We start from the raw sequence: 12,195 nt of genomic DNA on the forward strand, positions 1-12,195 counted from the left end.
ATGCCCAAGATGCGGCGCAAGTCTGACCTGCCAAGCAAGACCTGCGCCGCATGTGGCCTGCCGTTCACCTGGCGCAAGAAATGGGAGCGGGACTGGGACAATGTGAAGTATTGTTCCGACCGCTGCCGGCGCGGCAAGGGTGGGGCTGGGGCGGTTTAGGCCTTCACCAGCCCCTATCCCCTCCTCTGAAGAGGAGGGGGAAAACAGCGCTTCTCTTAGCCCCCTCCTCTTCAGAGGAGGGGGTTGGGGGTGGTGCGAAGCCAAGCGCAAGCCAAGAAGGAACCCCATGCGCGTCGATTTCTACCAGCTGTCCCGCGATCCGGCCGAACTGGTCTTGCCGCTGATCGCGCGCAACACGCTCGGTGCGGGCGAGCGCCTGCTGGTGGTATCCGAAGACAAGGGCCAGCTTGATCGCATTGGCGAGGCGCTGTGGACGCGGCTGCCCGATACCTTCCTGGCCAATGGCCAGGCCGGCGGACCGCACGATGCGCGCCAGCCGATCCTGCTGTCCACCACGGTCTCGCCCGCCAATGGCGCGCAGTTCCTGGCGCTGGCTGATGGTGGCTGGCGCGAGAGCGAGGCGGCCCGCGTGTTTCTGCTGTTCCCGCCCGATCGCATCGACGACGCGCGCGCCACCTGGCGCCTTTTGGGCCAGCGCGAAGGCGTGGAGCGCAAATATTGGCGCCAGGATGGCGGGAAATGGCGCGAAGGCCCGTAAGATTGCCGGCGTGCCTTGCGGTTGCGCCCCTTTCCCGCTAGGGGCGCGCCCAACAAAACCAGCATTCTTCTTTCGCTAAGGAACGCATCATGGCGGTTACCCGCACCTTCTCGATCATCAAGCCCGACGCCACCCGCCGCAATCTGACCGGCGCGGTCACCAAGATGCTGGAAGAAGCCGGCCTGCGCGTCGTTGCTTCCAAGCGCATCCAGATGACCAAGGAACAGGCCGAAGGCTTTTACGGCGTGCACCGCGAACGCCCCTTCTTCGGTGACCTGGTCTCGTTCATGACCAGCGGCCCGGTCGTGGTGCAGGTGCTCGAAGGCGAAGACGCCGTGAAGCGCAACCGCGACATCATGGGCGCCACCAACCCGGCCAACGCCGATGCTGGCACGATCCGCAAGGAACTGGCCGAATCGATCGAAGCCAACACCGTCCATGGTTCGGACTCGGAAGAAAACGCCGCGATCGAAATCGCCTTCTTCTTCAAGCCCGAAGAAATCGTCGGCTGATCCCACCGGATCACCGCTTGAAAAGGGCCGGAAAGCAGCGCGCTTTCCGGCCCTTTTTCATGGGCTTCACAACAGCGGGCTCATCATTGCCAGGGTATTGCGCCACAGTCGCTTGATCAGCGTGGTGCGCGCCGCCATTGCCGGGGTGATCGCCAGGCACTGTTCCAGCCATTGCTGCTGCCGCGCGGCAAGGTCGCGTGCCAGGGTGGCATCGGCGAAGAGGATGTTGTTCTCGAAATTCAGCTCGAAGCTGCGGCGGTCGAGATTGGCCGAACCGATGATGCCGGCATTGTCGTCAGCCACCATGGTCTTGGCGTGCAGCAGGCCGGGAAGGAATTCAAAGATTTCCACGCCCGCTTCCAGCAGCGATGGATAATAGCTGCGGCTGGCGGCGGCCACGAACCGGCTGTCGTTGCGGCGTGGCACGATCAGCGTCACGGCAACGCCGCGCCGGGCGGCGCTGACCAGCGCGGTCAAGACCTGTTCGCCCGGCACGAAATAGGGCGTGGTGATGGTCAGGCTGCGGCGGGCGGCGTGGATCAGCGCGGCAAAGCAGGCGTTCATCGCGCCATAGGCCACGGTCGGCCCGGTGCCGATGCCCTGCGCCACCACCCCTTCGCCGCACAGCGGTAGCGGGGCGGTGAGCAGGGCAGACAGATCGTCGCCGCCTTCGGCCATCCAGTCGGCCGCGAACAGGAACTGCCAGTGGCGGGCGATCGGGCCGTTCCAGCGGGTCATCACGTCAACCCATGGGGCAAAGCGTGGCTTGATGCGGAATTCGGGATCGGCGGCGTTCTGGCTGCCGCACCAGGCGATGGCGTTGTCCACGATCATCGCCTTGCGATGGTTGCGCAGGTCGACCCGGCCCCGGATCATCGTCCACACCAGGTTGCCCACCGGCAGTGCCTCGCGCGCATCGACGCCGGCCTGGCGCATCGCCGCCCAGTGGGCCGACCGCAGGAAGCGGCGCGACCCCAGTGCATCGGCCAGCACGCGCACCACCACGCCGCGCCGGGCCGCGCGGATCAGCGCCTGGGCCAGCGCGACGCCGCTTTCATCATCGAGCCAGATGTAAAAGCACAGGTGCACGCTGGCCTGGGCGGCATCGATATCGGCGATCATGCCGGCAATGGCGGTGCGGTTATCCGGCGCCACCGTGGCGCGGTTGCCGGTGGTAGGGGCAAGGCCGTTGATCGCGGCGGCCAGCGCGAAGGGCGGCTGCCACGGGCTGGCCGCGACCATGGCCGCGCCGCCAGGATCGACCGGCGGGCGGGGCAGGGCCGCCTCGATCGCCAGGCCGTGCAGCCGGCGGCGGCGGATCAGGCGCGTATCGCCCCACAGGATATAGGCGGGAATGCCCAGGCCCGGCAGCACCATGACCGCGACCAGCCAGGCCAACCGCGCGGCCGGATCGCGATGGGGCCGCAGGATCACCCGCAAGAGCGTGACCACTTCTGCCACGGTGGCAAGGGCCAGGAATATCCAGTGGTATGCGGTCATGCCCGGACTACGTCCCACCCCGGCGCGGGTTTGTCCAGCGCCGGCGCTGTTTGATCAGGCGGTTACGCCCTGGCGGCCATACCACAGCGCCAGCATGCGCCAGATCGCCGCCACCGCGATCAGGCCCAGCAGGATGGGCAGGCGAAAGCCCGCGCCCGATTCCAGCAGGCCTGCCGCGATCAGGCAGGCGAGCGAGCAGCCCAGGTCCCAGCCACCCTCGGTGGCCATATTGAAACGCAAGGTGCACGACGAGGCCCGCGCCATGGCATAGAGCGGGGCAAGCATGGCCGTGGCCGCCATCGGCGTGACCAGCGCGCCCAGCGCCGTGGCGCCCACTGCGGCGAGCGGTGTGGCAAAGGCCAGCGCTTTGGCCACCAGCGCCAGGATCGCCGCGCCATAGGCCAGCGCCAGCGAATGGAGCGGCCGCCCGCCGTCGATCAAGTGGCCGATCAGCAGGCTGCCGGCCGCCGCCGCGACGCCGGCCACGGCAATCGCCCCGCCAAAGGCATCGAAGTGCTGGCCCAGCGTGACGAACAGCGCCAGATTCCAGATCACCGTGGCGCAGCCGGCGTGAAATCCTTCCGACAGGTAGAGCCGGCGGGCAAAGGCGGTGAGTTGGCGATCCAGCATCGCTTCGCGCGCGACATGCGGATTGGGCGCGCCGATCAATGGCAGCACGGCCGCGAGCTGCACCAGCGCGATCGTGCCAAAACCGATCATCGGCCCAGCGCGATCGACCAGCACACCGCCCACCAGGGGGGCGACGATGCCGACCACGGCGGTGGTCGCCTGCTGGATCGAGACCTGCCGGCCGCCACGGTCGCTATCGGCCAGCGCCGAGACAAAGCTGTGCCAGCCGGTCCAATAGAGCACGCTGCCCAGGCCCGTCACCAGGATGAACAGCGTCAGCATGCCGGCCGCCGGCACCGGCCCGACGCCGGGCACCAGCGGCAGCAGCAGGAAGCTGACCACCCGCACCAGCACGCCTGCCAGCACCACGGTGCGCAGGCCTGCCCGCCAGGCCAGCGGCAGGACCAGCCCGCGCAGGGCAAAGCGGGCCAGCAGCGTGCCGGCAAAGGCGGCCAGGGCCATACCGTTGGAAAAGCCCTGGCTGACCAGGAAGCCAGCAATGAACAGCCCGCCGCTCGATTCGACAAACGATTGCAGGCCGACGTGGATATAGACCCGGCGCATGGGATCGGCGGCCATCGGTCTCAAAACTCCAGCATGGCCGCCAGCCGGCGCGGCGCGATGGCCATCCAGCTGCGCTGCAGCCAGGCTGCGATATCGTCCCAATCCACTGCGCCGGTATCGAGGCGGATGGCGATCCAGCCATCGCCGAAATAGGCCGGGCGGTAAAACCGGTCGGGATCGTTCTCGATCAGTTGCGCCTGTTCCTCGATGCCGCTGATCTTGACCAGCAGCGCCACGCGCCCGTCGCCATGGTGATCGGCGCTGACATAGGCAAACTTCTTGCCCTTGGTCACGCCAAAGCAGGCCATGCCATGGCTGCTCACTTCATCGGCCTCGGGCAGGGCCATGGCGCGGGCACGCACTTGCGCCGTCAGCCATTCGGCGCTGGTCTCGCGCGTCACCAGGCGTTCCAGGCAGCGGGAATAGAGCTGGTGCTCGGCAAACAGCACGCGCGCGGCCAGGGCTTCGGGCGTGTCGCCGGGCAGGATCGCCACCGGCGTCTGGCCTAGGATCGGCCCGTCGTCCAGTTCGGGCGTCACCAGGTGCACGGTGCAGCCGCCATGGCTGTCTCCGGCCGCGATCGCGCGTTCGTGCGTGTGCAGGCCCTTGTAAAGCGGCAGCAGCGAGGGGTGGATATTGACCATGCGCCCGTCCCACCGCGCGACGAATTCGGGCGAAAGGATGCGCATGTAACCCGCCAGCGCGATATAGCGCGCGCCGGCGGCCAGCACTTGCGCTTCCATCAGCGCATCGTGTTCCGCGCGTGGGATGCCCTTGTGCGGCAGGGCAAAGGTGGCCAGGCCCTCGGCCGCAGCCAGGGCCAGGCCCTTGGCCGCCGGATCGTTGGATAGCACCAGCACGATCTCGTACGGGCAATCCTGGGCGCGGCTGGCATAGAGCAGGGCGGCCATGTTGGTGCCGCTGCCCGAAATGAAGACCGCTACCTTTGCCTTGGCCACTTTGCTCATTCCTTGGCACGCTGAGTTGGCGCTGCGGCCTTCGATAAGCTCAGGCCGAACGGAGTGTGGGGTAGGGGAGAAACGACATCTACCCCGTTCGGGCTGAGCTTGTCGAAGCCCCGCACATCGCCCTCAGCCGATATGCACCGCTTCCCACGGTTCGCGCGCAGACCAGGCCTCGGCACTGCCGAACACGGTGCAGCCCTTGTCGCCTTCCACCACCGTGCCGATGGTCAACACGGTTTCGCCCGCCGCAGAAAGGTCGGCTGCCAGGCTTGCCGCCTCGCTGGCTTCCACCGCCAGCACCATGCCGATGCCACAGTTGAACGTGCGCGCCATTTCGCCCGGCTCGATGTGGCCCTGTGCCTGCAGGAACGCCATCAGGCGCGGCTGTTCCCAGCTGTCGGCGTCGATCCGCGCATGCAGGCCCTTGGGCAGCACGCGCGGCACGTTTTCGAGCAGGCCGCCGCCGGTGATGTGCGCCAAGGCATTGATCCGGCCCGAACGGATGAACGGCAGCAGCGTCTTTACATAGATGCGCGTCGGCTCGATCAGCACGTCGATCAGCAGGCGCTCATTGTCGAACAAGGCGGGGCGATCGAGCTTCCAGCCCTTGTCGGCGGCCAGGCGCCGCACCAGCGAATAGCCGTTGGAGTGCACGCCCGAGGAGGCCAGGCCGAGCAGCACGTTGCCCGCGGCCACCTTGTCGCCGGTCAGCTGTTCGCCGCGTTCCACCGCGCCCACGCAAAAGCCCGCAAGGTCATAATCGCCATCGGCATACATGCCGGGCATTTCGGCGGTTTCGCCACCGATCAGCGCGCAGCCAGCCAGCTTGCAGCCATCGGCAATGCCGGCCACGACTCGTTCGGCCACACCGTTGTCGAGCCGGCCGGTGGCGAAGTAATCGAGGAAGAACAGCGGCTCGGCGCCCTGCACGATCAGATCGTTGACGCACATCGCCACCAGATCGATGCCGATCGCATCGTGGCGGTCATGGTCGATCGCCAGCTTGACCTTGGTGCCCACGCCATCGTTGCCGGCCACCAGCAGCGGGTCCTTGTATCCCGCCGCCTTGAGATCGAAAAAGCCGCCGAATCCGCCCAGTTCGGCGTCTGCGCCGGGGCGTGCGGTGGCCTTGGCGAGCGGGCCGATGGCCTTCACCAATGCGTTGCCGGCGGCGATGTTCACGCCTGCCTGTTCGTAGGAATAGCTCTGGGGCTTGGAGGTGTCGTTGGCCATGATGATCGGCGCCTAGCCGTTTCCGGCTTGGATTTCCACTTGCCTTTGGGCAAAAGCGCCCGGCACCCTTTGTCCGGAGTTCCCTTGGCCGTTCTGCGCCTGTCCCGCTCGACCCGTTTTTCCCGCTCGTGGCTGGCATTTGGCGCCGGGGCTGCGGCGCTGGCCGTGGCCGGTGTCCTGGCCGGGCCGGCGATCATGGCCCAGATCGAGGGCGATCGTGGCATCGCGCCGATCGCGAGCACCGGCGATTTCGAGGTGAGCGGGATCGAGGTCAACGTATCGGGCAGCTCTGCCGCCGACGCCCGTGCCAAGGGCTGGCAGGAAGCGGAAAAGCTTGCCTGGCAAAAGCTTTGGAAAACCAACGGGCTTGGCGGCGGCACCGCGCCGGCGCTCGATGCTGGCACGCTCGACGCGATGGTCGCGGCCGTGGTGGTGGAACAGGAACAGATCGGCCCGCACCGCTATATCGCGCGGCTGGGCGTGACGTTCGATCGCGCCCGCACCGGCGGCTATCTCGGCATGCATGGCCAGATTGCGCGGTCGGCCCCGCTGCTGATCATTCCCGTGCTCTATGAAGGCGGCGTGGCCTCGGTCTATGAAACGCGCACGCCGTGGCAGCGCGCCTGGGCCGAATTCCACACCGGGGAAAGCGCGATCGATTACGTGCGCCCCAATGGCGGTGGTGCCGATTCGCTGCTGCTCACCGAGGGGCAGCTGTCGCGGCGCAGCCGCAACTGGTGGCGCCTGGTGCTCGATGAATTTGGCGCGGCCGACGTGATCATGCCGATCGCGCGGCTCACCCGCGAATTTCCCGGCGGGCCGATCCACGGCACCTTCACCGCGCGCCATGGGCCTGACAACCGCTTCATCGGCCAGTTCGAACTGACCGCCCCCAGCGACGAACAACTGCCGCTGATGCTGGCCGATGCGGTGCACCGCCTCGATGCGCTCTATACCGGCGCGTTGCAGCAGGGCCAGCTTGCGCCCGATCCCTCGCTCAACATGGCGCCGCAGTTCGATGCCAAGCTGATCAACCAGATCCTCGATTCGCTCGGCCCGGTGCAGCAGACTGCGCCCGGCGTGGCGGCCCAGCCCGGCGCCCCGGCAGCGGGTGGCGCGGCCCCGGCAGCGCCTGCCGCCACGGTCACCGTGCAGGTCGCCACGGCCGATGCCGCCGCACTCGATGCCGGCATGGCGGCGGTGCGCGGCGTGGCTGGCGTGCAGGGCGTGGCCACCAGCAGCGTGGCGATGGGTGGCACCTCGGTCCTGCGCGTCACCTATTCGGGCGATCTCGATGCGCTGGCGGCAGCCCTGCGCGCGCAAGGGTGGAAGGTAACCACCGGCGCCAACGCGCTATCGATTCGGAAATAGCCGTTTATCCCCACCTGCGGCACCGCGATCCACAGGGTAACCCCCAGATTCGCGCCTGTTTCGCGTGGCGGGGGGCGCTCTTGCCGTTCCCTTCCCGTTCCCGCCTCCCTATATGACCGCCATGACAAGCCAGATTGCCCTTCCGCTTTCGCCAGCTAACGGCGCCGAAAACATCGTGGTCGGCCCTTCGCTGCAGCCGGTGATCGATGGCCTGATGGCCGGCCATGACTGGCCCTATCGCAGCTGCATCCTGTCTGGCCCCGCGCGCTCGGGCAAAAGCCTGCTGGCCCGCTGGTTTGTGGCCTCGGACCTGGGCGATGCGCTCGATGGCGCCGATCGCCTGCCCGAGGATGAGGTGTTTCACGCCTGGAACCGCGCCCAGGCCAGCGGCCGCCCGCTGCTGTTGATCAACGATGCCGGGCCGGGCCAGTGGCGGGTGACGCTGCCCGATCTCGGCTCGCGCCTGGGCGGATCGATGGCGCTGACGATTCCCCCGCCGGACGAGGAATTGCTGATCCAGCTGCTGGAAGAGCATGCCGCGCGGCGTGGCCTGGCGCTGGGCGATGCCGCGCTGGCGTTCCTGCTGCCGCGGATCGAGCGCAGCCACGCTGCTGCCGAGACGCTGGTGGAAACAATCGACCGGCTCAGCCTTGAGCGCAAGGCGCCCGTCACCATATCGCTGGTGCGCGATGCCCTGGCGCAGGTGCAGGGGGCGGATTGACCGATCCTGTCGGGATAAGGGATAAGAGGCGATGGTTTCAGGCCTGATTGCATACCTGGATTCCATCCGCGCCCGCGACCCGGCACCGCGCTCGCGGTGGGAAATCCTGCTCTATCCCGGCCTTTTGGCGGTGGGGCTGCACCGCGTGGCGCACTGGCTGTTCGAGGGTCGGATGTTCTTTGCCGCCCGGCTAGTCAATCACCTTTCGCGCTTCCTCACCGCGATCGACATTCACCCCGGCGCCACCATTGGCCGCCATCTGTTCATCGACCATGGCTTTACCGTGATCGGTGAAACCGCGCAGATCGGTGATGACGTCACGATCTACCAATGCGTCACGCTGGGTGGCACCAACCCGGCCAATGGCATTCCCGGCAAGCGCCATCCCACCCTGGCCGATGGCGTGATCGTCGGCTCGGGCGCGCAGATCCTGGGGCCGATCACTGTGGGCCCCGGCGCGCGCGTGGGCGCCAATGCCGTGGTCACCGAAGACGTGCCGGCCGGTGTCACCATGGTTGGGATCAAGTCCCGCCCGACCCACGTCTCGATGGAAACCTGGCTGCGCGATTTCGTGCCCTATGGCACGCCGTGCGATGAGCCTTGCGATGCGGCCGACGTCGCGCGCGTCGAAGCGCTGGAGGCAGAGGTCGCCGCGCTCAAGGCGCAGGTTGCCGAACTGCTCGCCGATCGCGCGGTGAAGCTCTGAGCGCGCCAGGCAAAGTACCGGGCGACTGGCCCGGCAACGTGGTGCCGCTGGTGCCCGTGGTCCCGCTGGCTGCGCGCCCGGTGCTGCAGGTGGCGTTCGATCGGCTCGAACTGCTGCGCATTCTCGATCTCTATGGCCGCATGGTGGCGGCCGGCCTGTGGCGCGATTACGCGATGGATTTTGGCCGGGAAGCGGCCAGTTTCTCGGTCTTTCGCCGCACTGCCGAGCGCCCCACCGCGCGGATCGAGAAACGCCCCGCGCTGCGTGGTCGCCAGGGCATGTGGGCGCTGTATGGCGAGGCGGGCCAGGTGCTCAAGCGCGGGCACGAACTGGCCGGCGTGCTTTCGCCGCTCGAACGCCGCCTGCTCAAGGTGGTGGAAGATTAGCGGCATCGCGCGGCCAGTGCGCCTTGTTCTGGCAGTGGTCCCGCTGCTGTGGCTTCCGGCCTGTAGCGATGCCCCGGCCCACCGCGCCGCCAACCGCCATGAAACCCCGGTGATGCGTGTCCTCTATCGCGATGGGCATGACAGCATGCTGCTGACTTTTCCGCGCGATGGCCATGCCATGCCGGCAGACGAATGCCACGCCGCGCTGCTGATCGACGGGCAAAGCGGGGCCGCCCGGCAGATATCCCCGACCGAAGCAGCGGCCCGCACCCGCACCATGCAGCTTTCGGGGGCCACGCCGGGCGTTTGCCCGGCATAGCTGGATTCAGTTCGCGTCGGGTTGCGCGCCGATGGCTTCTGCCGCCAGGTCGCGGATCGGCACACGTGCGCGCATGCGCACCGCCAGCAGCGCTGTGCCGCTGACCTTGCGCTGCACCAGCAGGGTTTGCACCGGCGGCACGTGCCAGGCGCTGCGGTCCTCGGCGATCGGGCGGCCGATGAGGCGCAGGTCTTCGACAAAGGCACGGTCGGAAAAATCGAGCGGCCCAGAGCGCGAAAGATGCGCCATCAGCACGGCGATCATCGCATCGATGCGTTCGCCATGCCGCTCCAGCAGGGTGGGGGAAACAAACCCCACCGCCAGGATCGCGTCGCGCAGCGCCTGGGGATCTTCGGCCAGGCCCGCCGCCAGCACGGCGCGATAGGCGGCTGCGGTTTCCGCCGGCACCGGCCGCGCTGCCCCGAAATCGAGCAGCACCAGCTTGCCGGTTTCGGGCTGCCAGCGATAATTGGCAAAGTTCGGGTCGGTCTGCATGTAGCCGAACACGAACAGCTCGTGCAGCGTCAGGTTGAGCAGAGCGGTCAGCATCGCGTCGCGCTGTTCCTGCGGCGCCTGCGCCAGGGTATCGATCGCACGCCCTGCCACATAGTCCATCGCCAGCACGCGGGTGGTGGTCAGTGCATCGACCGGGGCAGGCACCAGGAACTGCGGGTCACCAGCCAGCAACTCGCGATAGTGGCGCATCTGCGCGGCCTCGCGCACATAGTCGGCCTCTTCGTGCAGCTGGCGCTTGGCCTCTTCCAGCAGCGGCGCGATGTCGAGCGAGCTGGGCAGGAGGTTGGACAGGCGCAGCAGCGTGGCCACGTTGTCGACGTCGGCATCGATGCTGGCGGCAACGCCGGGATATTGCACCTTGATCGCCAGTTCGCGTCCATCGGGCAGGCGTGCGCGATGCACCTGCCCGATCGAGGCGGCGGCCAGCGGGCGCGGATCGAAATGGACAAAGCGGCGGCGCCAGTCTGCGCCCCATTCGGCGTTGAGCACCTGTTGCAGCTGCGCCGGTGGCATGTGGTGGGCAGAATCGCGCAGCCGCGCCAGGATCGCGGTCAATTCGGCCGGCAGCATGTCTCCGGCATCGAGCGAGAGCATCTGGCCCAGCTTCATCGCTGCGCCGCGCAGGCGCGAGAGTTGCTCGGTTACGCGCATGGCATTGGCCGGGGTCAGCACCAGATCGCTCAATTGCGGGCGCTCGCCGCGCGCCAGACGCCGTGCGCCTTCGGCCACCACGCCGCCGGCCAGGCCGCCGGCGAGTTGGCCAAACGCGGCCAACCGTGACAAGCGCCCGCTCGGCACCTTGCGCCCTGCCGAATCGCTCATGCCGGTTCTTTCAGCAACAGAGGCAGCAAGGCGGCAATCTCCTGTTTCAGGGCAAAGAAGCCGCGCCGACACTGCGGCCATACGGTGTTGTCCCAGGCGCGCAGATGTTCGGCCAAGGCCAGGCCCTCGCTTTCCACCAGCGCGCGAATCGCGGGCAGGGCATCGGCCAGCGGGCCGACAGGGACGAAACCGGTCACGATCTGGCTGGTTCCAAAGTCGCGCGCGGCATCGGCCAGATCGGCCGGGCTCTCGATCCATTGCACCGGTGCCTGCCAGTGCGCCGCCGCGCGCGCCAAGGCATCGTCCAGCGCGGTGGCGTCGGCAGCGCCGCCGGCATGGCTGCGGCAGGCGACCACGCCGCGCACTGGCAGGCGCGATAGCGCCGGTTCCTGCTCAAGCCCCGCATCTTCGGGCGTGATCCACACCAGCGTCGCTTTGCCCGAATGGGGAGCAAGCGGCGCACGCCAGGGTGCAGCGGCGGGCGGCGGCGCTTCGGCCGGGATCGTGGCCGTGCTGGCCAGGCCCTTGGGGGCAAATCGGCCGCCGGTCATCGCGGCAATGCGTTCGGCATCGGCCAGATAGGCCTTGCCGGCCGTGTGCAGGCCCGCCACCCAGCGCCACGACAATGTGTTGGATGCCGGATCGCCATCGCGCAACTGATCGAGGAAATGCGCCGCGCCCAGTTCCCACGGCAGGCCCAGGGTAAAGATCCAGGTCGAGGCGACCTGCATGCGCGCCCAGTTGTGCAGGTACCCGGTCTGCGCCAGTTCGCCCATCCAATGGTCGAATGCGTCGATGCCGGTATGGCCGGCCACGGCATCGCCATGGCGCCCAGCCAGCGCGGGATCACGGCGCAGCATCTGTCGCGCGGCATCGCGCCCGGCCAGATAGCGTGTCCAGATTGCCGGGCGCTGTTCCAGCCAGCCTTTCCAATAGGTGCGCCAGAACACCTCGCTGATGAAGCTGGCCGCCGCATCGGGGCCATGGGCCGCCACTACCGCATCGACCACGTCCGCCTCGCTCAGCACGCGGCGGCGCAGCGCGGCCGACAAGCGCGAGACGGCGTCGTGATGGCCTGGTCCCTGGTCGAAATTGCGCCGCCTGGCATAGTCCACCCCGGCATGCGGCACGAACTGCGCCAGGCGTTCGAGTGCTGCGGCGCGTGTGACGGGGAAGATGGAGGGATCGGCCATGTCCAGCCTATCGGCGCGATTGCCGATGTGGGCGAGCCG

The 12,195-nt window shown here is 67.9% G+C and carries 14 protein-coding genes; 8 read left to right on the forward strand and 6 right to left on the reverse strand.

From position 1 onward, the window contains the following. From SCA01S_RS21835 to ndk, 3 genes are all read left to right on the forward strand, one after another. Positions 1-159 carry a DUF2256 domain-containing protein gene (locus SCA01S_RS21835; protein ID WP_082209012.1) on the forward strand — a complete coding sequence of 53 codons (159 nt, stop codon included), beginning with the start codon at positions 1-3 and terminating at the stop codon, positions 157-159. 127 nt (positions 160-286) lie between these two features. After that, on the forward strand, positions 287-718 hold the full coding sequence (locus SCA01S_RS12665) for a DNA polymerase III subunit chi (RefSeq protein ID WP_022675340.1): 432 nt from the start codon (positions 287-289) through the stop codon (positions 716-718). 89 nt (positions 719-807) lie between these two features. Beyond that, entirely contained in the window at positions 808-1,230 is a 423-nt protein-coding gene (gene ndk / locus SCA01S_RS12670) for a nucleoside-diphosphate kinase (RefSeq protein ID WP_022675339.1), read from the forward strand. 66 nt (positions 1,231-1,296) lie between these two features. On the opposite strand, the gene SCA01S_RS12675 is transcribed toward ndk, so the two are convergent. The 4 genes from SCA01S_RS12675 to purM all read right to left on the reverse strand — a co-directional run bounded on the left by SCA01S_RS12675 (position 1,297) and on the right by purM (position 6,122). Further along, positions 1,297-2,730, reverse strand: coding sequence for a phospholipase D-like domain-containing protein (locus tag SCA01S_RS12675; protein ID WP_062786097.1), 1,434 nt, complete (start codon positions 2,728-2,730; stop codon positions 1,297-1,299). 54 nt (positions 2,731-2,784) lie between these two features. Continuing rightward, positions 2,785-3,939 carry an MFS transporter gene (locus SCA01S_RS12680; RefSeq protein WP_062786100.1) on the reverse strand — a complete coding sequence of 385 codons (1,155 nt, stop codon included), beginning with the start codon at positions 3,937-3,939 and terminating at the stop codon, positions 2,785-2,787. Between the two features lie 5 nt (positions 3,940-3,944). Then, positions 3,945-4,883: a phosphoribosylglycinamide formyltransferase gene (gene purN, locus SCA01S_RS12685; protein ID WP_062786397.1), complete on the reverse strand. Its 939-nt coding sequence runs from the start codon at positions 4,881-4,883 to the stop codon at positions 3,945-3,947. 132 nt (positions 4,884-5,015) lie between these two features. Further along, complete coding sequence (gene purM, locus SCA01S_RS12690) at positions 5,016-6,122, reverse strand: phosphoribosylformylglycinamidine cyclo-ligase (RefSeq protein ID WP_062786103.1); 1,107 nt, start codon at positions 6,120-6,122, stop codon at positions 5,016-5,018. An 84-nt stretch (positions 6,123-6,206) separates the two neighbouring features. On the opposite strand from purM, the gene SCA01S_RS12695 reads away from it, so the two are divergent. From SCA01S_RS12695 to SCA01S_RS12715, 5 genes are all read left to right on the forward strand, one after another. Continuing rightward, positions 6,207-7,493, forward strand: coding sequence for a heavy-metal-associated domain-containing protein (locus tag SCA01S_RS12695; RefSeq protein WP_245652594.1), 1,287 nt, complete (start codon positions 6,207-6,209; stop codon positions 7,491-7,493). Positions 7,494-7,605: 112 nt separating this feature from the next. Further along, the gene (locus SCA01S_RS12700) at positions 7,606-8,214 is read left to right on the forward strand and encodes an HdaA/DnaA family protein (RefSeq protein WP_022676136.1); all 609 of its coding nucleotides are present in this window, start codon (positions 7,606-7,608) and stop codon (positions 8,212-8,214) included. A 31-nt stretch (positions 8,215-8,245) separates the two neighbouring features. Further along, positions 8,246-8,920 (forward strand): serine O-acetyltransferase EpsC, encoded by a 675-nt coding sequence (gene epsC, locus SCA01S_RS12705; protein ID WP_022676137.1) that lies wholly within the window; start codon positions 8,246-8,248, stop codon positions 8,918-8,920. A gap of 41 nt (positions 8,921-8,961) precedes the next feature. Beyond that, on the forward strand, positions 8,962-9,306 hold the full coding sequence (locus tag SCA01S_RS12710; RefSeq protein WP_233250919.1) for a DUF2794 domain-containing protein: 345 nt from the start codon (positions 8,962-8,964) through the stop codon (positions 9,304-9,306). Positions 9,307-9,322: 16 nt separating this feature from the next. Continuing rightward, complete coding sequence (locus SCA01S_RS12715) at positions 9,323-9,625, forward strand: hypothetical protein (protein WP_062786106.1); 303 nt, start codon at positions 9,323-9,325, stop codon at positions 9,623-9,625. 6 nt (positions 9,626-9,631) lie between these two features. Here SCA01S_RS12715 and SCA01S_RS12720 read toward each other — a convergent pair whose 3' ends face one another. Both SCA01S_RS12720 and SCA01S_RS12725 read right to left on the reverse strand, forming a co-directional pair. Next, positions 9,632-10,963 (reverse strand): ABC1 kinase family protein, encoded by a 1,332-nt coding sequence (locus tag SCA01S_RS12720; protein ID WP_062786109.1) that lies wholly within the window; start codon positions 10,961-10,963, stop codon positions 9,632-9,634. Continuing rightward, positions 10,960-12,156 (reverse strand): FAD-binding domain-containing protein, encoded by a 1,197-nt coding sequence (locus tag SCA01S_RS12725; protein WP_062786112.1) that lies wholly within the window; start codon positions 12,154-12,156, stop codon positions 10,960-10,962. Before SCA01S_RS12725 ends, SCA01S_RS12720 begins: the two co-directional genes overlap by 4 nt. Positions 12,157-12,195: the final 39 nt, after the last annotated feature.

The sequence above is a fragment of the Novosphingobium capsulatum NBRC 12533 genome, from assembly GCF_001598375.1.
Taxonomy (GTDB): domain Bacteria; phylum Pseudomonadota; class Alphaproteobacteria; order Sphingomonadales; family Sphingomonadaceae; genus Novosphingobium; species Novosphingobium capsulatum.